Source organism: Mycolicibacterium sp. lyk4-40-TYG-92, from assembly GCF_030209435.1.
Taxonomy (GTDB): Bacteria; Actinomycetota; Actinomycetes; order Mycobacteriales; family Mycobacteriaceae; genus Mycobacterium.
In genome coordinates, this window is sequence record NZ_JARVRX010000004.1 from 209,883 (window position 1) to 230,994 (window position 21,112).

24 protein-coding genes are annotated in these 21,112 nt (G+C 67.2%); 13 read left to right on the top strand and 11 right to left on the bottom strand.

Annotated features, from left to right (window positions below; all coding sequences use genetic code 11):
* Positions 1–84: 84 nt before the first annotated feature.
* Together QRN63_RS10565 and QRN63_RS10570 are read left to right on the top strand one after the other, a co-directional pair.
* On the top strand, positions 85–1,146 hold the full coding sequence (locus QRN63_RS10565) for a Glu/Leu/Phe/Val dehydrogenase dimerization domain-containing protein (RefSeq protein WP_285030762.1): 1,062 nt from the start codon (positions 85–87) through the stop codon (positions 1,144–1,146).
* Positions 1,146–2,648 carry an amino acid permease gene (locus QRN63_RS10570; RefSeq protein WP_267317568.1) on the top strand — a complete coding sequence of 501 codons (1,503 nt, stop codon included), beginning with the start codon at positions 1,146–1,148 and terminating at the stop codon, positions 2,646–2,648. The genes QRN63_RS10565 and QRN63_RS10570 overlap by 1 nt, the downstream gene beginning before the upstream one ends.
* 3 nt (positions 2,649–2,651) lie before the next feature.
* Here the strand turns inward: QRN63_RS10570 and QRN63_RS10575 are convergent, their stop codons facing one another.
* The 5 genes from QRN63_RS10575 to QRN63_RS10595 form a co-directional block, all read right to left on the bottom strand.
* On the bottom strand, positions 2,652–3,179 hold the full coding sequence (locus QRN63_RS10575) for a lipoprotein LpqH (protein WP_285030723.1): 528 nt from the start codon (positions 3,177–3,179) through the stop codon (positions 2,652–2,654).
* Positions 3,180–3,273: 94 nt separating this feature from the next.
* Positions 3,274–3,972 carry a polysaccharide deacetylase family protein gene (locus QRN63_RS10580; protein ID WP_502888108.1) on the bottom strand — a complete coding sequence of 233 codons (699 nt, stop codon included), beginning with the start codon at positions 3,970–3,972 and terminating at the stop codon, positions 3,274–3,276.
* 204 nt (positions 3,973–4,176) lie between these two features.
* The gene (locus QRN63_RS10585) at positions 4,177–4,611 is read right to left on the bottom strand and encodes a VOC family protein (RefSeq protein WP_285030725.1); all 435 of its coding nucleotides are present in this window, start codon (positions 4,609–4,611) and stop codon (positions 4,177–4,179) included.
* Between the two features lie 8 nt (positions 4,612–4,619).
* Positions 4,620–5,606 carry an NAD-dependent epimerase/dehydratase family protein gene (locus QRN63_RS10590; protein ID WP_285030726.1) on the bottom strand — a complete coding sequence of 329 codons (987 nt, stop codon included), beginning with the start codon at positions 5,604–5,606 and terminating at the stop codon, positions 4,620–4,622.
* Positions 5,607–5,659: 53 nt separating this feature from the next.
* Positions 5,660–6,328: a DUF222 domain-containing protein gene (locus tag QRN63_RS10595; RefSeq protein WP_285030727.1), complete on the bottom strand. Its 669-nt coding sequence runs from the start codon at positions 6,326–6,328 to the stop codon at positions 5,660–5,662.
* Between the two features lie 55 nt (positions 6,329–6,383).
* On the opposite strand from QRN63_RS10595, the gene QRN63_RS10600 reads away from it, so the two are divergent.
* Positions 6,384–7,400, top strand: a complete 1,017-nt coding sequence (locus QRN63_RS10600) for a TIGR03617 family F420-dependent LLM class oxidoreductase (RefSeq protein ID WP_285030728.1) — start codon at positions 6,384–6,386, stop codon at positions 7,398–7,400.
* Between the two features lie 76 nt (positions 7,401–7,476).
* Here QRN63_RS10600 and QRN63_RS10605 read toward each other — a convergent pair whose 3' ends face one another.
* On the bottom strand, positions 7,477–7,968 hold the full coding sequence (locus QRN63_RS10605; protein ID WP_267317574.1) for a flavin reductase family protein: 492 nt from the start codon (positions 7,966–7,968) through the stop codon (positions 7,477–7,479).
* A 77-nt stretch (positions 7,969–8,045) separates the two neighbouring features.
* Here QRN63_RS10605 and QRN63_RS10610 point away from each other — a divergent pair, with 77 nt between their 5' ends.
* The 10 genes from QRN63_RS10610 (at position 8,046) to QRN63_RS10655 (ending at position 17,522) form a co-directional block, all read left to right on the top strand.
* On the top strand, positions 8,046–9,047 hold the full coding sequence (locus QRN63_RS10610; protein WP_285030729.1) for an AAA family ATPase: 1,002 nt from the start codon (positions 8,046–8,048) through the stop codon (positions 9,045–9,047).
* Between the two features lie 7 nt (positions 9,048–9,054).
* Complete coding sequence (locus QRN63_RS10615; protein ID WP_285030730.1) at positions 9,055–9,921, top strand: DUF58 domain-containing protein; 867 nt, start codon at positions 9,055–9,057, stop codon at positions 9,919–9,921.
* Complete coding sequence (locus QRN63_RS10620; RefSeq protein ID WP_285030731.1) at positions 9,911–10,387, top strand: hypothetical protein; 477 nt, start codon at positions 9,911–9,913, stop codon at positions 10,385–10,387. The genes QRN63_RS10615 and QRN63_RS10620 overlap by 11 nt, the downstream gene beginning before the upstream one ends.
* On the top strand, positions 10,378–12,141 hold the full coding sequence (locus QRN63_RS10625) for a vWA domain-containing protein (RefSeq protein ID WP_285030732.1): 1,764 nt from the start codon (positions 10,378–10,380) through the stop codon (positions 12,139–12,141). The genes QRN63_RS10620 and QRN63_RS10625 overlap by 10 nt, the downstream gene beginning before the upstream one ends.
* Positions 12,138–12,836 carry a hypothetical protein gene (locus QRN63_RS10630; RefSeq protein WP_285030733.1) on the top strand — a complete coding sequence of 233 codons (699 nt, stop codon included), beginning with the start codon at positions 12,138–12,140 and terminating at the stop codon, positions 12,834–12,836. The genes QRN63_RS10625 and QRN63_RS10630 overlap by 4 nt, the downstream gene beginning before the upstream one ends.
* Positions 12,837–12,880: 44 nt before the next feature.
* A complete protein-coding gene (locus QRN63_RS10635; protein WP_285030734.1) occupies positions 12,881–13,420 on the top strand; it encodes a cysteine hydrolase family protein in 540 nt (179 codons plus the stop codon).
* A 39-nt stretch (positions 13,421–13,459) separates the two neighbouring features.
* Positions 13,460–15,367, top strand: a complete 1,908-nt coding sequence (locus tag QRN63_RS10640; protein ID WP_285030735.1) for a transketolase — start codon at positions 13,460–13,462, stop codon at positions 15,365–15,367.
* A gap of 24 nt (positions 15,368–15,391) precedes the next feature.
* Positions 15,392–16,006: a class I SAM-dependent methyltransferase gene (locus tag QRN63_RS10645; protein ID WP_285030736.1), complete on the top strand. Its 615-nt coding sequence runs from the start codon at positions 15,392–15,394 to the stop codon at positions 16,004–16,006.
* A gap of 25 nt (positions 16,007–16,031) precedes the next feature.
* Positions 16,032–16,655, top strand: coding sequence for an FKBP-type peptidyl-prolyl cis-trans isomerase (locus tag QRN63_RS10650; protein ID WP_410506052.1), 624 nt, complete (start codon positions 16,032–16,034; stop codon positions 16,653–16,655).
* A 183-nt stretch (positions 16,656–16,838) separates the two neighbouring features.
* The gene (locus QRN63_RS10655; protein WP_285030737.1) at positions 16,839–17,522 is read left to right on the top strand and encodes a sensor domain-containing protein; all 684 of its coding nucleotides are present in this window, start codon (positions 16,839–16,841) and stop codon (positions 17,520–17,522) included.
* A 9-nt stretch (positions 17,523–17,531) separates the two neighbouring features.
* On the opposite strand, the gene QRN63_RS10660 is transcribed toward QRN63_RS10655, so the two are convergent.
* The 5 genes from QRN63_RS10660 to QRN63_RS10680 all read right to left on the bottom strand — a co-directional run bounded on the left by QRN63_RS10660 (position 17,532) and on the right by QRN63_RS10680 (position 20,997).
* Positions 17,532–17,807, bottom strand: coding sequence for a hypothetical protein (locus QRN63_RS10660; protein WP_285030738.1), 276 nt, complete (start codon positions 17,805–17,807; stop codon positions 17,532–17,534).
* Positions 17,808–17,858: 51 nt separating this feature from the next.
* Positions 17,859–18,452, bottom strand: a complete 594-nt coding sequence (locus tag QRN63_RS10665; protein WP_285030739.1) for a hypothetical protein — start codon at positions 18,450–18,452, stop codon at positions 17,859–17,861.
* 64 nt (positions 18,453–18,516) lie between these two features.
* Positions 18,517–18,984, bottom strand: a complete 468-nt coding sequence (locus QRN63_RS10670; protein ID WP_285030763.1) for a UCP032817 domain-containing protein — start codon at positions 18,982–18,984, stop codon at positions 18,517–18,519.
* Between the two features lie 42 nt (positions 18,985–19,026).
* A complete protein-coding gene (locus QRN63_RS10675; protein WP_285030740.1) occupies positions 19,027–20,226 on the bottom strand; it encodes a cytochrome P450 in 1,200 nt (399 codons plus the stop codon).
* Positions 20,227–20,997: a spirocyclase AveC family protein gene (locus QRN63_RS10680; protein WP_502888109.1), complete on the bottom strand. Its 771-nt coding sequence runs from the start codon at positions 20,995–20,997 to the stop codon at positions 20,227–20,229.
* Positions 20,998–21,112: the final 115 nt, after the last annotated feature.

Here is a 21,112-nt window from a genome sequence, read left to right on the forward strand (position 1 = left end):
CCTCAGCTGTCCTGCCGTCACACCTGCGGCAGTGTCAACACATGCCGCCAAACATGCGGCAGCAGAAAGGAATCCGTAGTGACAGTGTCCACCCCCGCCGGAGTCTTCGGTCGCTCGCACAAGTTGAGCTCCCGCAGCCACGAGCAGGTCGTGTTCTGCGAGGACGCCGAGTCCGGCCTCAAGGCCATCATCGCCATCCACTCGACGGCGCTGGGCCCCGCTCTCGGCGGTTGCCGCATGTATCCGTACGCCGACGAATTCGAGGCGCTCGAGGATGTCCTGCGACTGTCGTGGGGCATGACGTACAAGGCCGCGGCGGCCGGGGTGAACCTGGGCGGCGGAAAGTCCGTGATCATCGGCGACCCGACCAGCGACAAGAGCGAAGCGCTGTTCGCGGCCTTCGCGCGCTACGTCAACACCCTCGGCGGACGGTACGTCACCGCGGGAGACGTCGGCACCAACACCGATGATCTCGACATCATGGGTAAGTACACCTCGCACGTCACCGGCCGCAGCACCGGAGCCGGTGGCTCGGGTGACAGCGCCCGCCTCACCGCACTGGGTGTCTTCAACGCCATGCGTGCCGGCGCCGAATCAGTCTGGGGCGCAGCGACGTTGGCGGGCCGAACCGTGGGCGTCGAGGGTGTCGGCAAGGTCGGCCGGGAACTCATCGCCCTGCTGCTGGCCGACGGTGCCGACGTATTCGCCACCGACGTGAACGACGCGGCACTGCAGCGCCTGACGATCGATCACCCGTCGGTGCGCGTCGTCAATTCAGTTGCCGACGCCCCGGTCGATGTCTATGCTCCGTGTGCCCTCGGGGCTACTCTGACGCCTATGAGCGCTGAAACCATCGAGGCGAAGCTGGTCTGCGGTGCCGCGAACAACCAGCTCGCGACGCCGGACGTCGAGTCATTGCTCGGCCGTCGCGGGATCACCTGGGTACCTGACTTCGTCGCCAACGCCGGCGGCCTCATCCAGGTCGCCGGTGAGCTGCACGGCACGGACCGCACCGCCGTCGAGGCCGACGTGACCCGCATCTTCGACCGGTGCCGCGACATCATCGCCACCGCACACGAGGCGGGCATCAGCATCGGCGCCGCCGCGAACCTGTTCGCCGAACAGCGGCTCGACGGGGCCATCTGATGGGCGCCGGCGGCGGGCTTTTCCGCACCAAGTCGGTCGAGCAGTCGATCCGGGACACCGATGAACCCGATTCGAAGCTCCGCAAAGACCTGACGGCAAGGGATCTCACGGTTTTCGGCGTTGCCGTCGTCATCGGCGCCGGCATCTTCACCCTTACCGCTCAGACCGCGGGCAACATGGCAGGGCCGGCCGTGTCGGTCGCCTTCGTCATCGCGGCGATCACCTGCGGGCTCACCGCACTGTGCTACGCCGAGTTCGCCTCGACTGTGCCCGTCGCCGGCAGCGCCTACACCTACGCCTACGCCACCTTCGGTGAGCTCGTCGCGTGGATCATCGGCTGGGACCTGATACTCGAGTTCGCACTCGCGGTATCCGTTGTCGCCAAAGGCTGGTCGCAATACCTCGGGCATGTACTCGGCGGGACGGTGTCGCCGGTGGTGCACCTCGGGTCCGTCAAGTTCGACTGGGGTGCACTGGTCATCATCGCGATCGTCGGCGTCCTGCTGGCGACCGGAACCAAACTGTCATCGCGGGTTTCGGCCGTCGCCGTGGCGATCAAGCTCGCGGTGATCGTGCTGATCCTCGTCGTCGGCGCCACCTACTTCAAGGCCTCGAACCTCACGCCGTTCATCCCGGCGGCGCAGCCCTCGGCGAAGGCCGACGGCGTACATCAGTCAATGCTGGCCTGGCTCACCGGAACTGGCGGTACGAGCTTCGGGTGGCTGGGCCTGCTGACCGCGGCCAGCATCGCGTTCTTCGCGTTCATCGGCTTCGACGTGGTCGCCACCGCGGCGGAAGAGACCCGCAACCCGCAGCGCGACGTCCCCCGCGGCATCTTCGGCGCGCTGGCCATCGTCACCGTCTGCTACGTCGCGGTGTCCTTCGTCCTCACCGGCATGGTCCCGTACACCCAGCTCCAAGGGGAGAACGCCACCCTCGCAACGGCATTCGCCCTCCACGGTGACACGTGGGCCAAGAACATCATCTCCATCGGCGCGTTGGCGGGCCTGTCGACGGTCGTCATGGTGATGTTCCTCGGCCAGACCCGCGTCCTGTTCGCGATGTCCCGCGACGGCCTGCTCCCCAAGCGGCTTTCACACACCGGCAAGCACGGCACCCCGGTGCGACTGACCGTCATCGTGGGTGTCGTGTGCGCGGTGCTGGCGGCGTTCGTGGACTTCGGCACACTCGCGGGCATGGTCAACATCGGCACACTGGTCGCGTTCATCCTGGTGGCGATCGGCGTACCGATCCTGCGCCGGACCCGGCCTGATCTCAAGCGCGGCTTCCGCGTGCCCTTCGTCCCCGTGGTCCCGATCCTGGCGGCGCTGTCCTGCCTGTGGCTGATGCTGAACCTCGAAGTGGAGACTTGGCTGCGGTTCCTCGTCTGGATGGTCATCGGCGTGGTGCTCTACTTCGCCTACGGCCGATCGCACTCGATGATGGGGCGGCCCCGGCCTGAGGCGCACAAGCACCTCAACGTCACCCAGATCGCGGCGTGACCCTCAGCTGCAGGTAACGCGAATCTCGAAGGGCTTGGTCACCATCACGGGCGGTAGCGCTGCCGTCACCCCGGTCGCGCTACCGCTGATGATGTACGTGTTGCCGTCCTTGGACGCAGTGGCCTGACCGCCCGACATGCCCTGCTGGTAGCCGAGGATGACGCCGTTGACGTTGCCCAGGATCACCGAGTGCACCGTCGCGCCGTCGGGCGTCAACACCACCGCCACTCCCGAAACCTTCTGTCCGATGGCGATATTGAAGTTGCCGACCGCGTTGGTGCAGACCACATTTCCCGTGATGTTCTGACGCACCCCATCAACGGTCACCTCGGCCTGACCGGCCGGGGGATTGCCTGTCGGCGGCTGCGTGGGCGAGGCCGTCGTCGTGGTAGTCGATGCCGATGATGACGTGGTCTTGGTTGTGCTGCTGGTCGAGCTCGTCGTCTCCGACGGTGGCTTCTCGCCACTACAGCCGGCGACCCCCAGCACAACCGCCATACCCACCGCACCGATCGCAACCTGTTGCCTCACCCTGGCACCCCTCTTGTCGTGGCCAACCCGCTTCACCACATCTACGCCGTTGAACCGGTCGCCGCATTTCTTTTCTTCAGATGCGACGGCCGGCCTACGGCGTCGGGTGGCTCGGGAGAAACACGTCGTTGAAGGTGACGGTGCGCAGGTTTCGGTTGCGGACGACGTCGGCGAGGCGGTCGAAGACGTGGGTCACCGGGGCATGGTTGAGGTGGCCGAGGACGATGCTCTGCGGCCGGAAATGCGTGTCGGCCATCTTCACGATGTAGTCCTCGGTGATGACCGTCGAGTCGGCCAGGGAGCCCGTCCACATCGTCGTGACGGTATAGCCGAGGTCGGCGGCGACGGCACGGACAGCCGCGTTGTGCCGGCCATACGGCGGCCTCAGATACGGCCGCGCGTCGACACCGTACGTGCTGGACAGGAAGGCATGGTTGCGCTGAATCTGGTCGGCGATCTGTGCCGGTGACTGCGTGGTGAGGTCCGGGTGCGACCAGGTGTGGTTGCCCAGCTGGATCTGGCCTGATTCGACCAGCGGTCGCAGCAGTGACGCGTTGTCGGTCCACGACCGGTACGTGCCGTTGACGAAGAACGTCAGCCTGACGCCGGTGGCCTTCGCGAACTCGGTGTACAGCCGCACGACGTTGCTGTCGACGCCGTCGTCGACCGTGAGGGCCAGCAGGTCACCTTGGCCCGGCAGGACGCTCAGTACACCGGTCCCGGGCAGGGCGATGCGGGCTGCGGCCGGAGGCGGCGGCAGCAGCGCCGGCCTGGTTGTCGCCGCCGCTCCCAACAGTTCCGGCGCGTGCGGGGCGGCCGCGGCCCGGGGCGCCGTCAAAGCGGTGGCCAGCGCCGTTCGTGCCACCTCGATGGTGGCCACGACGGGCGGAATGGTGATGGCTGCCCCGAGGCCGGCCAAGAAGGCTCTTCGGTTCAGCACGGACACGGCCCGCAAGGTATCAGCAGTTCCTGGCAATCGCTGAACGAGCGCCTGCCGTCAGTCGAGGCAGAACTCGTTTCCCTCCACGTCCTGCATGACGATGCACGACTCGTTGATGTCGTCGGCGGGAAGCAATCGCACGCGGACCGCGCCGAGCGCGAGCAGCCGCTCGCACTCCGCCTCGAGCGCCGCGAGGCGGTCGTCCCCGACCAGCCCGGTGGCCACGCGCACGTCCAGATGCACCCGGTTCTTCACCGCCTTGCCTTCGGGAACGCGCTGAAAGAACAGGCGCGGGCCGACACCTCCGGGGTCGACGCAGGCGAACTTCGAGCCCCGGTGTTCGGGTGGCAGAGCGCGATCGAAGTCGTCCCACGAAGCAAATCCCCGCGGCGGCGGCGGTACGACGTAGCCCAGCACATCGCACCAGAACCGCGCCACGCGCTCAGGTTCCGCGCAGTCGAACGTGACCTGAAACTTCTTGACCTCAGCCATCATTCGCCTCAGCGGCCCAGGCTGCGCAAGCCGGCGACGGTGTCGGCCAGGGTGATGCGCGGATCACGGTAGGTGACACCGAGGTCGCGCTCGCTCGGGGTGTCGTCCGAGTCGGGCATCTGGGTGTAGTACTGCATCGCCGCCTCGGTGAACGGCGTCTGGAACGGCAGCAATGGTCCGAGCCGATCAAGTACCTGACCGGCCATCCGCAGGACGGTGTCGGGAATCGGAACGGAGAGCATGGTCTTGTCACCGACCTCGCTCAGCAGGCGCGCCAACTCGTCCACCGGGATGCGATGGCCGCCGGCCATGTAGCGGCGGGGTCCCTTGCCCGGCTCCAGCAATGCCGCGTGGAGATCGGCCAGGTCCCGCCCGTCGACGACGGTCCACGCCGCACTGCGCCCGGGAATCGCCCCGAGTTGAAGTGCCTGGGCCACACCTTCGCCGGCTTCGCCGAACTGGTCTCCGACGGGTGGACCCATGACCATGCCGGGGTAGGTGATGTTCACGGCAGCCCCGGCGTCCTGCATGCCGCGGGCGTAGATCTCGACCTGGGCTTTGGACCGTCCGTAACCGTCCGTGCCGCCGAACACCGGGAGGTCGGCCTCCAGCTTGTCCACGTCGGGGTTGAACAGTGCGGTGATGCTCGACACGTGGATGATCGGATCAAGGCCCAGTTCCGCGGCGCCACCCAGCACGTTGCGCGCACCGTCCATGTTGGTGCTCAGCATCTGCGCCGTCTGGTTCGGGTCGGTGGCGACCAGCGCCGCGGCGTGTAGCACGGCGTCGCATCCGTCCAGCGCGCGCAGCACCGAGTCGCGATCGGTGATGTCGCCGACCACATGGTCAGAGATGTCGACGCCCAATTTGGCCACACTGGTTTGCAACCGGTCCGCGTTGCGCACCAGGAACCGGACCGAATGTCCCTTGTCCGCAATGGCTTTCGCGCTCCAGCCGCCGACGTAACCGGTACCGCCCGTGACCAGCACCCGCATGACGCCTCCCCCTCCGAAGTGAACTGCCGCTGTCCAGACGCTAGTACCTGCCCTCAGGCCGCAGGGTGGATCCGCGCGATGTGGCCCGGCAGTGTCGAGGCCAGCGTGGTGGCCGCCTCGTCGGACAGGGCGGTGTGCATGGCGCGGCCTTCGGCGGCGGGCAGTCGCACGCTCACGGTGGCCATGCCGTCGTGCGCGGGACGGAACCGGACATGTCGCCCGGCCGGGGCCCGGCGCGCCCGCTCCAGTGCAGCGTCGTGATCCAGCCGGTAGACGATCCGTTTGACCTGGGCGGCGATCTCGGCGTCGCCCATTCCGTCGATGGTGGCAGGGTCGGTGCACAATTCCGCATCCAAAAGCTGGCGATCCAACACCGACAGGCACGCCGCCTCTTTGGTGATCAGCTCAGCCCGATGCTCGGACAACACGCCGGACTCCAAAGCCGCCAGCGTGCTCGGCATATCCGCGACCAGAATCCTGGCCATCGCCATCAACCGCTCGCCCCGGTGCGGAGACTCGCCCCGAGCCAAACCCACCTCCGAACCCAGCGCCGCCCGCGACACCCGCGGCCCACCCGCCCGTGCGGCCTCGACCCGCCGAGCCTCCAACGCCGCCGCCAACCGCGCCTGCTCGGCCGCCGCAGCCCCCTTCGCCTGCTCGAGCTCAGCCATGCGACCCAACAACGCCGCCTCGTCGGCGCCAGGCTCGAAGGCTTCGCTCATACGTTCGAATGTACACCCGACCCCTGACACGTGCCGCGATCCGTAGGCTGCCGCTGTGCACATCGACGTGATGACCGTTCCGCAGCCGTTGGCTCAGATGGGCGTACTTGCCCAGCGCACTCAGGCAGCCGGATTCTCCGGCCTGTTACTGACCGAGACCGGACGGACCGCATACCTGAGTGCGGCGGTCGCATCGCAGGCCGCTCCCGGACTCGAGCTGTCCACCGGTGTCGCCGTCGCGTTTCCACGCAGCCCTTTCGTCACGGCGGCGTCGGCGTGGGAACTGCAGGAAGCCACCGGCGGCAGGTTCAGGCTCGGTCTCGGCACCCAGGTGCGGACACATGTGGTGCGGCGCTACGGCATGCCCTTCGAGCAGCCGGGCCCGCGACTGCGCGACTACGTTCGTGCGGTGAAGGCTTGTTTCACAGCGTTCCGCACCGGCAAGCTGGACCATCACGGCGATTTCTATGACATGGACTTCATCACGCCCCAGTGGAGCCCCGGGCCCATCGATGCGCCCGATCCCAAGGTCGACATCGCCGCGGTGAATCCGTGGATGCTGCGCATGGCCGGTGAGGTCGCCGACGGCGTGCACATTCACCCACTCGGCGAGCCGGGTTACGTCGCGCGCCATGTGCTGCCCAATGTGGCTGCCGGAGCCGAGAAAGCGGGCCGCTCCCCCGCCGATATCGACACGATCATCCCGGCCATGACGATCGTCGGCGACACCGACGAGGAACGCCACAACGAACGCGAGTTCGTCCGCGCCAGCATGAGCTTCTACGGCAGCACGCCGAATTACGCGTTCATCTGGGACGAAGCCGGTTTCGAAGGGACCACCGCACGACTGCGCGAGAAGCAGAAGGCGGGCGATATGGCGGGCATGATGGCGCAGATCACCGACGACCACATCGCCGCGTTCGCCACCGAATCCACGTGGGATGAACTGGCGGACAAGCTGATTGCCAAGTACGAGGGTGTTGCCACCCGCGTCGTCCTCTACAACGCTCTCGGTGGTTCCGACCGTTTCGAGCGCTACGGCGAGATCGCCCGGCGGTTGTCGGCGCGCTAGCGCCGCTAACCCTGCACGGTCGGCCGGATGGTGATGTCGACGACTTTGCCTGCGATACCGGTCATTTCATCCCTGTCTACGCGCCGTGCCCCGGGCTGAGATCCTTTACATCGTCGAAGTACACCGGCCGGCGTTCGGTTCCGGAGGTACCGCCGGCGACAGGTGCCAGGAGATGGCCGACGTGGTCGCCCATATCGAATCTCCCGATGATCTCGCCGACGAACCACGCCACCGCGGAATCGAGGATCGGCGTATCTGCCGGCCCGACGTGCCAGTCGCATTGCCCAAACTTGTCGACGTCATCACCCGTCTCACTGCCGAACAGTTCGGCCAGCTTCAACTGCTCGCGCGGCAGCAGGTGCACGGCCAGGTGCGTGGCCGTCCGCGCGATCGACGTCGTGCGATTCGACGTGGACAGCCCGACCAGAAATCGCGGTGGGTCGATGCTGGCTTGCGTGGCGAAACCGACCAGACAACCGCCGGTTTGGTCTTCGGCCTGTACCGTGACCACGAACATCGGGTAGTCGAGCAAGTCGATGAAATCGTCAAATGCGCTGTCTGGTGTCATCACCGGTCCTGGCCTCGGGTTTTGGGATACCGGAGTCGGGGTAGCCACAACTCGATTCTTGCAAACCGGAAGGACCGATGACGCTACCTCGCATGCAGCCCGGCCAAAGTGATATCGCCGAAGCTCGAGACATCGTGGGCGCCGTGGCATCGGCGTTCTCGCATCAGGTCGTAGGCCAGCAGCACCTGCGTGAAACGATGCTCGTCGCCCTGCTCGGTGGTGGTCACCTGCTGATCGAGAGCGTGCCCGGCCTCGCCAAGACCACCGCGGCGCGGGTCCTGGCCGCATCGGTCGGCGGCAGCTTCCGCCGCATCCAGTGCACGCCGGATCTGTTGCCCAGCGACATCATCGGCACACAGATCTTCGAGGCGGACACCAACTCGTTCACCACCCAGCTGGGCCCGGTGCACGCCAATATCGTGTTGCTCGACGAGGTCAACCGCTCGAGCGCCAAGACGCAGAGCGCAATGCTCGAGGCGATGGAGGAACGCCAGACCACAATCGCCGGCGTCGAATACCCGCTACCCGAGCCGTTTCTCGTCATCGCGACCCAGAACCCAGTCGACCAGGAAGGCACCTATCCCCTATCGGAGGCCCAGACCGACCGTTTCATGCTCAAAGAGCTCGTGCACTACCCATCGATCACCGACGAGATCGAGATCATCGACCGCATGGACGCCGGGCGGTACGACCGCGATCGTCATCCCGCCCCGGTGGTATCCCTCGACGACGTTCGCCGCGCGCAGGAGATCGTTCGTTCGGTCCACCTGGACCGCGCACTCGTCGCCTACGCAAGCCGACTGGTCGCGGTCACGCGTGACCCGGCCCAACACCTGCCGTCCAACCTCGCCCGACTCATCGAATACGGCGCGAGCCCCCGCGCCACCATCGCCTTCTGCCGGTCCGCACGCGCACTCGCCGTCATCCACGACCGCGGACACGTTGTACCCGAGGACATTTCGATTCTCGCTCACCGCGTGCTGCGCCATCGGCTGATTCTCGGCTTCGAGGCCGCGAGCGCCCGGATCACGCCTGACGCCGTGGTCGACGCGGTGCTGCAGACGGTCCCGGTGCCGTGAGGCCGACATGGGAAAACACCTCGACGCCGCGAGAATTCACATCGGCCGCGACCCGGGCAGCCTCCTGGAAGGTGGCCGCTACGCGCTGATCCACACCCGGAGCCTCGAGTTCGACGAACTGCGTCCCTACGTCCCGGGCGACGATGTCCGGGACATCGATTGGAAGGCGAGTTCCCGGTCCGGACACACCCTGATCAAACAATTCGTATCCGAGAAGCACCACAAGATCGTGGTGGTCGCCGACGCCGGCCGCAACGTGACGGCGCTCGCCCCATCGGGAGAGTTCAAGAAGGACATCGTCGTGCATGTCATCGGCGCGATCGGACTCATGACGTTGCGTCGATCCGACGAGATCGGCCTGGTCACCGGCGACCGCCGTGGCTGCATCGACACCCGGCTGCGCCGCGGCGAGACCCACATCGAGCGCATGCTGCACCACTACCTGCAGTTGACCGACGGATCGCCCGCACGCAGCGATCTACTCGTCCAACTCCGCTGGCTCGCAACGCATTACCGCCACCGGCTGCTGGTGTTCATCGTGTCCGACGAGCCTGACATCAGTGACGCATTGGGAAATGTGCTGCGATCACTGACTGCCCGGCACGACGTGCTGTGGGCGCTGGTGACCGACATGCCGCCGGTGGAAGCCGACACCGGCCGGAGCTACGACGCCGCTGACGGGCAGTTCCTCTTGCCGCCGTCCGCACTCGACCGCAGTGTCGCCGCAGCATACCGGCGGTCGGAAGACGAACGCCGACAGAATCTTTCGGAGTTCTTGACCGTGTCCGGCGTGCCACATGCGCGAATCGACGCGAGCGCCCAGATCAAATCGGCGTTGACGGCGATGACGGGGGTCTACGCACGTGCCAGATGACGATCTCCTGCGCTACGTGATCGGTCCCGAGCCCTACTCCGCGTGGTGGCCGTGGCTCTCGGGCGCGCTCGTACTCGGTGTGATCGCCTGGTATGCCTGGCTTTTCATGGCGACGTCGAGTTCTGAACGGATCGGCGACGTGCGGTTGATCCGCACGGTGCGGGACGAGATGATCAAGCGCCGCGCGGTCCGGGACATCCGCGGCATTGCCAGGCGCCATCGATCGGGCTACCTCTCCGCGCCGGCTGCCGGGGCGGCGCTGAGCCGGGAAGTCCGACGGTTCCTGCATGCGGCGACCGGGCTGGGCGTCCAGTACATGCACGTCGGCGCCATCGCGGCCGGCCCAGCGAGTGCTGCCGCACCATTGCTGTCCGAACTCGTTGACGTGCAATTCAATCCGAGCTCAGATGTCGATGTCGGCCAAGCCTGCGCGACTGCCGAAGCGCTGGTCATGCGATGGAGCTGATCTGGCGGCTTGCAGCGATCATCGGGTGCGTCGCGCTCGCGGCGTGCGTGGCATTCGCCGTGCTCTGGCCGCACCGCCATCGACCCGGTGACATGCGGCCGCTCGCCAACACCGGCCGCCTGACGCGCCTGCCCGAATATCGGCGGGCACAACGCCGGAACACGATCTCGGTGTGGTCCGCCGTCGCGCTGCTCGTGGTGGGATTCGGCGCCACCGTCGTGGCCACGGCGCGACCGACCGGACTGCCCACACTGGAGCGCCGCTCCGAAGCTGCTGCGCCGCAGGACATCATGATCTGTGTCGGAGCTCCGGTCTCCGATGCCCCCGTGACCGCGGCGCTGCAGTTCTTCGCCGAATCCGCCCGCGAATTCACCACGGAACGGATCGGGCTGACGTCTGCCAATCGCCGTGTCGTCCCATTGACCCGGGACTACCAGTACGTTGCCGCGCAGTTCACCGCCTACGCCCGTCAGACAAAGAGCAGCGACGCCAGACCGTTTGTCGCTCCGGTGCGGTACGCCGGCTACACCCCGAACATCGACGACCTGCTCGCGCTGTGCATGGCCGGGTTCCCGCCGTCCGCTGCCACCTCGACACCACGCAGGTCACTCATCTACGTCGGACCGGAAGCATCGAATGGTGAACCGGGCCGGCTCTTCGGCGGCGCCGCGCTTCGGGACCTGGCTGCCGCCGGCAAGATCCAGGTCAACGCACTCCTCATCGGCGACGGGGCAGGCACGGTCTCCGGGCTCGTACACGACTCCGGCGGCAGGTCCCACTCCGCCACCGATGTCGGTGCGTCGTTGCGCGACATCACCCGCCATCCCCCTCCGGCGGATCGGACAAACGTTGCCGCCAAACCGACCGAGACGCCGGACGTTCCACTCCTGGTGGCCCTCTTGGCAGTGTTCGGCGCGGCATGGTGGCGACGCCGGAGCACCGAACACGCCGGCTGGCGGACGTGGCGCTGGGCCGGATTCGGGGTGACCGTGCTGCTGTTGATCGCTGCCGCAACCCGCCCAACCATCGGCGCGACGGTGCCCCCGCCCGAGACCGCTGGTGCGCTCGAGCCGAACATCTTCCTGGTCGTCGACCGCTCGTCGAACATGGCGGCACCGGGACCCGACGGGCGCGGACGCGCCGCCGAGGCGAGCGCCGACATCACGCAACTGATCGACCGCTACCCGTCGGCCCGGTTCGCCGTCATCGGATTCGCTTCCGGCCCAGCGCTGGAATGGCCGCTGTCGGCCGATGCGTGGAGCCTGAAGCCCGTCGTGACGACGCCAGTCACCTCTCGCGCACCCGAGTTGCCGCCCGCCGATGCCGGCGCGGCAAGCACGGTGCTGCGCTATCAGCTGCTCAGCGCAGTCCAGCAGTACCCGGATGCCAAGAACCTCGTCTATTACCTCGGCGCCGGAACACCGGAATCCGCCACCCCACAAAGGGAATTCGACCTGCCGCAGGGTGTGGTCACCGGCGGAGCGGTGATCGGCTACGGCGACGACGCGGTACCCACCCTGCGTGCCGTCGCGCAACAGATCGGGGTGCCGTACGTACAGCGCGCAGACGCGGGGCTGCCGGCCGACACGCTCACCGACGTCACCCGCCCCGTCCAACAGCCCACCGGCTCCGCCCGCAGCGGCACGGAACTCTATTGGGCGCTCTCGGGGCTTGCCGCCGTGCTCCTGCTCATCGAGCTGTTTCTGACGATGCGGGAAGCCGCCCGGTCCCGACTGGATCGAGTCCGGCTGTGAAAACCGGCCGACCGCAGCTGCGTCGCCGGCTCCTCCTGGGCTCGGCACCCGTCGTCGCGGGTGTACTGATCCTCGCCGCGAAGCTCGCGTCGGTCGCCGTGGTCGGCGACTCGGTGGTCACCGATTACGCGAACCGCGACACCGCGGCGCTGTCCGCCGACATCTCAATCCTGCGGCGGTTCAACGTCATCGAACCTGCCCGGGTGTCCTATGCCGGCGGGAGCCTCGCGGTGCTGCAGCACCGGCTCCGCGACGCGGACAGCGAATTCGGCGACGCCCTGGCTCGGACGCCGGCTGAACGATCGTGCCCGGTCCGCGTCAACCTCGAGCTGGTTCGGGAAACCCTCGGGGACCAGGCTGCCGCATCGGACGACCGCGACGCTGCTGCCCGTCAGTACACCGCGGCCAGAGACGTGGTCGAACACGCGCCCGCCAACTGTTTTGCGGGCAATACCGATACCGATTCCGAGCGCCACCGGATCCGCGCGGAAGCCATGCCCCGACTGGATGCCAAGCTCGCGGCGACGGGCCGGCCGCCGGCCGCACCGCCACCACCGCCTCCGCAGGCACCACCACCGGCACCACCACCGGTATCCGGGGACGCCACGTCGACACTTCCACCACCCCTGCCGCCGCCTGATGCCACGGACCCGATGCAAGGGCTGCAACAAATCCTGCGCGATGCGGCGCAGTGACGACGGCAGGTGTGCCCGCGGAGACGTCCGGGTATGCACCATCGATGAGTGAGACCGCTCTGCTGATCATCGACATGTTCAACGACTACCGGCACGAAGACGGCCAAGACCTCGCGAGGAACGTCGCCGAGATTCTCGATCCGCTGCAACGGCTCCTCACCGAGGCACATGAGCACGACGGTGTCGATGTCCTGTACGTCAATGACAACCACGAAGACTTCAGTGCCGGCCGGCAGGAAATCGTCGACATCGCGCTCGCCGGACGCCACCCCGAGCTCGTCAGGCCGTTGGTCCCGACGGACGGAAGCACCTTCCTGACCAAAGTGCGGCACAGCGTCTTCTATGCCACCGCACTCGACTACCTGCTGCGGCAGCGCGGCGTCGGCACGCTGATCCTGACGGGCCAGGTCACCGAACAGTGCATCCTCTACAGCGCGCTCGACGGCTACCTGCGGCACTACAACGTCGTGGTGCCGGCCGACGCGGTCGCGCACATCGACCCAGAACTCGGTAAGGCGGCACTCGCCATGATGCACCGGAATATGGACGCCGATATCGTCGAGTCCACGCGGTGCCTGCCGTGAACCGCGTGTACCGACCGTGACACCGGGTATGTGCTCGGTGTGAACACGACACCACCAGCTCCGCCGCCGCTTACCCCCATCGACACCGTCGCCGAACTTGCCGCTCGGCTGCGCGTGGATTCGATCCGGTCCAGTACCAGCGCCGGGTCCGGTCACCCCACGTCGAGCATGTCGGCCGCGGATCTCATCGCCGTCCTCCTCACCCGCCATCTGCGCTACGACTGGCGCGATCCGGCCGCCGTCACCAACGACCACCTCGTCTTCTCGAAGGGCCACGCGTCGCCGCTGCTGTATTCGGCGTTCGCGGCCGTCGGTGCGATCACCGACGACGAGTTGATCGACGGCTATCGCCGGTTCGGACAGCGCCTACAAGGCCATCCCACCCCGGTGTTGCCGTGGGTGGATGTCGCGACAGGCTCACTCGGCCAGGGACTGCCGGACGGCATCGGACTCGCGCTCGCCGGTAAGTACCTCGACGGTCTTTCCTACCGGGTGTGGGTACTGTGCGGCGACAGCGAGATGGCTGAAGGCTCCATGTGGGAAGCGCTCGACAAGGCGTCCTATTACAAACTCGACAACCTCGTCGCCCTCATCGACGTGAACAGGCTGGGACAACGGGGCGCGACGGACCTCGGCTGGAACGTCGCTGCCTACGCGCGGCGCTGCCAGGCTTTCGGCGCCCGGACACTCGTGGTCGACGGACACGACCTCACCGCGATCGACGAAGCGATGGCAAGCGTGACCGCTCCAGAAGCTGAGGACCGGCCGACGGTGATCATCGCCAGAACCATCAAGGGCAAAGGGTTCTCGGAGGTGGAGGACAGCCCGGACTGGCATGGCAAACCGTTCCCAGAGGACATGGCCCAACGGGCGATCGCCGAACTCGGCGGCCGGCGCCGGGTGATCGTGCGCGGCCTCGAGCCACCGGCGCCCGCGCCGACCGAGAACTGGGACGCGGTCGAGCCCGTCGACCTCCCCAGCTACCAACTCGGTGACGACGTCGCGACGCGAAAGGCATACGGTGCTGCGCTCGTATCCGTCGGCAGTCGCAATCGTCACGTGGTCGCACTCGACGGCGAGGTCGGAAATTCCACCCACGCAGGCGAATTCGCGCAGGCATTCCCCGACCGCTACTTCGAGATGTTCATCGCCGAACAGCAGATGGTCGCCGCGGCCACCGGCCTCGGCGTCCGCGGATACATCCCGTTCGCCTCCACGTTCGCGGCGTTCCTGACACGCGCCTACGACTTCATTCGCATGGGCGCGATATCGAATGCGAACCTGAAACTTGTTGGTTCCCATGCCGGTGTCGAAATCGGCGCGGACGGCCCCTCGCAGATGGCACTCGAGGACCTGGCGATGATGCGTGCCGTCCACGACGCCGTCGTGCTGTACCCGAGTGATGCCACCAGCACCACAGCGTTGGTGCAATCGATGGCCGCGACACCTGGAATCTGCTACCTGCGCACCACGCGCGGCGCCTACCCGGTGCTGTACGACGCCACCGAGGAGTTTCCCGTCGGCGGCGCCAAGCTCTTGCGGGTATCCGAGACCGACGACGTCACCCTGGTCGGCGCCGGCGTGACGGTACACGAATGCCTCAGCGCCGCAGACCAACTCGCCGGCGAAGGCATCGCCGCACGGGTCATCGACTGTTACTCGATCAAACCGCTGGACGCGGCCACCGTCGCCGCGGCTGTGGGCGCCACCGGTGGCCGCGTCGTCGTCGCCGAGGATCACCATCCCGAAGGCGGTCTCGGGTCGGCAGTTCTCGATGCGCTCGCCGCGCACGATGTTGCCGATATCCGTCTCGCGCATCTGGCGGTTCGCGGGATGCCCGGGTCCGGTACGTCCCGCGAGCTGCTCGGCTGGGCAGGCATCGACGCGGACCACATCCGTGAGGCCGCGACGATGTTGATCGCCAAGAGCGTGGTGGGCAGCCGGTGAATTCCGGGCTGCGACAATGGACGCATGGTCGAGCAGAGCCTGTGGATGCAGAAAGTCGAAGCCGATCCCGGCCACTCGCAGTGGTACATCGAACGGTTCCGGGCGTTGGCCCGCGCGGGTGAGGATCTCGTCGGTGAAGCCCGCCTCATCGACGCGATGGCCGCCCGCGGCGCGCGAATCCTCGACGCCGGCTGCGGCCCCGGCCGCATCGGCGGCTACCTCGCCGCGGCCGGACACGATGTGGTCGGAGTCGACGTCGACCCCGCTCTCATCGCAGCCGCAGAGGAGGATCACCCGGGACCACGCTGGCTGGTGGGCGACCTCGCCGAACTCGACCTGCCGTCCCGTGGCATTCCGGAGCCGTTCGACCTGATCGTGTCGGCCGGCAACGTGATGACGTTCGTCGCCCCGAGCACCCGGGTCCAGGTGCTCTCCCGGCTGCGGGCCCACCTGGCCGACAACGGCCGCGTGGTCATCGGTTTCGGCGCGGGCCGCGACTACGAGTTCGGTCAGTTCTTCCGGGACGCCAGCCAGGCCGGCCTCACCCCGGATGTGTTGCTGTCCACCTGGGATCTGCGGGTGTTCACCGACAAATCCGACTTCCTGGTCGCGGTCCTCATCCCGATCCCGTCCGGGTAGCGTGACACCGGTGAACTTCTCTCGCGTGTCTTCCACCGTTGCACTGACCGCCTGCGCCGCATCACTCGCCGTCGCCCTCACCGCGTGTGGCTCCGATGAAAAGCCGGCGGCGACGACGACCCAGGCGCCGTTGGTGACCACGACCCCGAGCGCGGTGTCCGCCCTCGACAACTCCTCGACCGCGGCCGCCCGGACCTGCCCGACGGCAGAAGGACAGGCCGGCTCACCCGAGTGGACGCTCAATGGCGCCACCGGCAGCGTTGCGGTGACCGGATCCACCGACACCGCCGCGCCGGTCGTCACCGTCAAGGGGCCGTTCAGCGTGAACCAGACCCAGGTGCAGACGCTGAAGGCCGGCACCGGACCCGTCGTCCCGGAAACCGCGACGGTCTCGGTCTGCTACGCGGGCTTCAACGGCCGGGACGGCTCGAAGTTCGACAGTGCCTACGACCGCGGTGCGCCGGCCACCTTCTCTCTCATGCGCGTCGTGCCCGGTTTCCAGAAGGCCATCGCCGGCCAGAAGGTCGGGTCCACCGTCGCCGTCGCGATGACGTCGGCCGACGGCTACCCCGATGGCCAGCCGAGCGCGGGCATCGAGAAGGGTGACTCACTGGTCTTCGCGATCAAGATCCTCGACGTGTCGAACTGATCATCGTGCTGCGGCGCTGCGCCGAACCTGTTATCAAGAACTTGGTTCATCGTTACCGCGAAACACCGTCGAGCAAAGGTGACCCCGACCTCAACTGACGCGACAATGGAAACGTCGGAGTGCCGCGCTGGGGAGGACAGCGCAGCATGTCAGTAGGTCGCCGGTGCCGCGACGGGAGGATATATGCGCAGCTCTGTCGGCACTGTCACGGTCGTCGTGGTCGCGGTTCTGACCGCAGGATGTGGTAGCACCGCGGGCACGGCGGTGCCGGTCACCACGCCGCCGCTGGTGGCCCGGCCCCTCGTCGAACGCGAACTGGACGGTCTGCTGCTCAACCCCGAGCAGGTAAACGCGACCATGGGGTCGGCGGCCATGACGGTGCTCAGCGCCCAGTCCACCATGTCGGACAACAGCACCACGATGGCGCCGCCCGAGTGCCTCGTCATCGACGGTGCCGCGGAGGCCGTCGTGTACGCGGGCAGCGGCTTCTGGGCCGAACGTGAGCAGAGCATGAACGACGGGGACAAATTCACCCACTACCTGAAGCAGGCTGTGGTCCTGTTTCCGACGCAGGACAAGGCACAGGAATTCTTCAACACGTCAGCGCAGCTGTGGCCGGCGTGCAAGCAGTACACGCACACCCAGAGTCAGTCGCAGTGGACCGTGGGGCCGATCACCAACGCGCACGACACCCTCAGCGTGGTCTCGACAGAACAAGACGCGGCCGCACCCGGTTGGGCGTGCGGCCGCGCCTTGGCACACAAGAACAACGTCATCATCGACGTCAATACGTGCAGTCCCAATCCGGCGGACACGGCGGTCCAGATCGCCAACCAGATCGGCACCAACGTCGCGGCGCGATGGTGACTGCGGCGGTTACCCGCCGTTGGTGACCGGGTTCGACGTCAGCGGGATGAAGCCGTCGTTGATCCAGATGCCCCAGCGACCACCCCATGCCGAGGTCCAGACGACGGGCTGACCGTCCCACGCCTCAGCCGGCTTCTTCGGGGCCCATGGGGGCGGCTCCTCGCCCAGCCCGGGCGCCGGTGGCGGCGGCTGGGCGGCGGCCAGCGGCATACCGCAACCGAGCGCGGCCGCGGCGAGCGAACCCGCAACGGCAGCGGCGGACAAGGTCTTTCTGACGGTCGACATGCATGCTCCTCTGCGATTACTTAGCGTATGTAATCACATTACCCCGTGCACTCAGTGCGATGGGGTGGGCGCAAATCCGGCGGCCGGTGGCGGCGGCGCACCGGGACCACCCGGCGCCGGAGTCACCGGCGCCGAACCCGGGGCGTCGTAGTACCCCGGGGGCGGCGGGCCGTTCAGCGGGTAGTAGCCCGGAGGCAGCGCCGGTCCACCGGCCTTGGGCCCGGTGTCGACGATGGGGTTCGATGACCCCGGATCGGTCAGCGAGATGAAGCCTGGCGGCAGTTTCGGCGCCGGCCCGGCACCGGGCGGTGGTCCGGGTGCCTCCTCGGGCGGCATGGTGAGCGCTTCGATCGGGTTGCCGCTGTGGAAGGTGTGCCAGATGTCCCGAAGGTAACCAAGCTGGCCCGGCGTGCTTCCCGCGCCGTACTGCGGGTTCTCGATCTCAGGGACGGTCGGGGCGCCGATCGGCGGCGCGGCCACCGGGCCGCTGGCACCGCTCGCGGGCTCCACTACCGGCTGGCCGGGTGCGGGTGTCGTCGGTGTGGCAGGGTCCGCCGCAGCCGGACCGGCCGCAGCGAGCGCACCGGCCAGCAGAATGCCGCCGACGATCGCTGGCGGCTGGAAACGCTGTCGCTCGGTCTTCAAAATGCTCGTCTGTCCTTTCACCGGCGTCCGTAACGGGTCAGGCTATCGCGTGTACCGGTCCCCGTCATCTCGTTCGGACGCGCAAATCCCGATACGCCGATCTGATTTCGTCGACCCGCGCCCCGGGGATCCCCCACGGTTTATCGACACCGACGCGTTCGTCGAGGTCCCACAGCACGCATTCCTCATCGGGGCGGGCGACTTTTTCCCAGGCGATGACCGTGCGCCGAAGTTGCTCGTGCATCGGCTCGGCCACCGCATCGGCCGGCGCCCCGCCTTCGGGATGATGGTGGAGGAACTGGCCGTAGGCGCTGTCGCAGAACGCCGAATACCTTGCGGTGCAGAGGATCAGGCCATGCCAGGCCTCGTCGACGGCGTGCGACGGCATACCGATCACCTGACCGTCCCGCATGGCCGCGCCGCAGCACCGCAACCACTGCCGCAGGCCCTCGGTCACGAGATCCCGTGGCTGCCAGGGGCAGGTCTTGTACACGGCAACGGGCAATTCCAGATCGGCCACCGCGGCGTTCATCTGGTCCAGCTGCCCCTGACGCTTGAATCGCACATGGCAACTCTAGGTCGAGACGGTTCTCACGGGCATCCGCGCCCAGCCGCGCACGCTCGAGGTCCGGGCACGTTGCGCATTCGGGTAGTCAACCTCCCAATCATGCCACCGGTCGAGCACCTCCTCGAATGCGACGCGGGCTTCCAGCCGGGCCAACGCCGCACCCAGGCAGAAGTGGATACCCTGGCCGAAACTGAGATGACCGGCATTGCGGTGGATGTCGTAGCGGTCCGGGTCGGCGAAGTGCCGGTGGTCCCGATTCGCCGATCCGTTGAGCAGCAACAGGTACGAGCCTTCAGCCACGCGCTGCCCGTGCCATTCGACATCCCGTGCGACGTATCGAGCCTGCACCGGCGACGGCGCCTCGAAGCGCAGCGTCTCCTCTACTGCCGCCGGGATCAGAGCCGGATCGGCCGCAAGAGCGCGCCGTTGATCGGGATACTCACCCAGCAGCTGACCCATGAATCCGATGAGCCGGGCGCTTGTCTCGTTGCCGGCGCCGGCGATCATCGCGGTATAGGCCAGCACTTCGCCACGCTCGAGGGACCGCAGCGCCCCGTCTGGTCCCTCCACCTCGGCGGTGAGCAGATCGGTCATCAGGTCGTCCGAGGGATGGCGCGCCCGCCAGTCGATGTACTCGGCGAACGCCACCATCGAATCCTGGAAGATCGCCGCGCTGACGTCGCCGCCATCACCGTCGGATCCGACGGTGATGCGCTCGTCGGTGCCATCGCGGATCACCTGTTGATCGACTTCCGGGATACCCAGCAGGTATCCGATGGTCCGCATGGCCAGGACGGCGCCGAGCTGCGTCACGAAGTCGAAGCCGTCGACGTCGCGCAGTGGATCGAGAGCGCGGCAGCAGAATTCGCGCACCAGACCCTCGATCGCGACCATCCGGCGCGGCGTGAAGACCCGAGACAGGAGCCGGCGGTGCAGGTCGTGCAACGGCGGGTCTTCGAACAGCAGGATGCCGGGCGGCACCTCGATGCCGCTGAACAGGATGTCCGCGGTGGTCCCGCGCCCGGAGCGGTAGCTCTGCCAGTCCGGAAGCGCTTGCGCGACATCGTCGTAGCGGCTCAGGGCGTAGAAGTTGTGTTTCTCGTTGTAGTACAACGGCGCCTCGGCCCGCATCCGCTGCCAGATGGGGTATGGGTCGTCATCGATGCGGTAATCGAATGGGTCGTAGTACAACTCGGCTTCGATCATCTACCGTCCTGTCGTCGGCTGGTTGGGAACTCCGGGGAACAGCTCGGCCTCGGGCCCGGCAGTCACCCAACCGGCCAGCTTCGTCGCCAGATGCGGGGCGAACACGGCGCCGTAGAGCAGGTTCCCCACCACGACGACCGCGACGACGGACAGCACCGCAGACTGGGTACGCGTGGACGCCCGCTTGTCGGCCCAGACCTCGACGACGCTTCGCCCCTTGGCGTCGGTGCGTCCCAACAAGTAGGTGAAGACCATCATCTGGATACCCATGGCCAGCGAGTCGTACACCGGATACTGGTTCCGGGTGCCCTCCCACAGGCCCAGGCCCGGGATCACCCGGCCGTAGTAGAACACCCCGAGCCTGGCCCCCAGAATCGCGTTGAACATGAAGGCCCAACAGAATCCGACAACCAGGCCGACGGTGAGCATGGTCGTCGGCTGGCGCAGCTGCCACCGCGTGCAGAGCCACCGTCCGATGGCCGCGGCGATCACCGCGGGCAGTGCAAAGTACGACATGTAGCCGATCGGCACCGGCGCAGGGAGCCCACCCCACGTCATGTTCAGCGGCCACCATGACGGCATCCGCGGGATGGCCGGTGCGAATTGGGCGTACATCGCCCAGTCATAGGGAGCCTCGATCCACGAGAACGACAGGGCCGAAATGCACAGCAGCAGAAGCGGATGCAACCGGCCGCGGCGGATGCTGAGGTAGACCCCGAGCAGCACGAAGGCGACGCCGCCCAGGTAGGCGAATGCGATCGCCGCCGTCATCAGCGGTGTCAGGCCGGAGTTCAACGCGGCCCGTCACCGTCGCTGCCACGGCGGGCTTGCGGATCGAACCGCAGCACCGCGGCGTAGATCACGAGCACCAGTCCGAACAATGTGC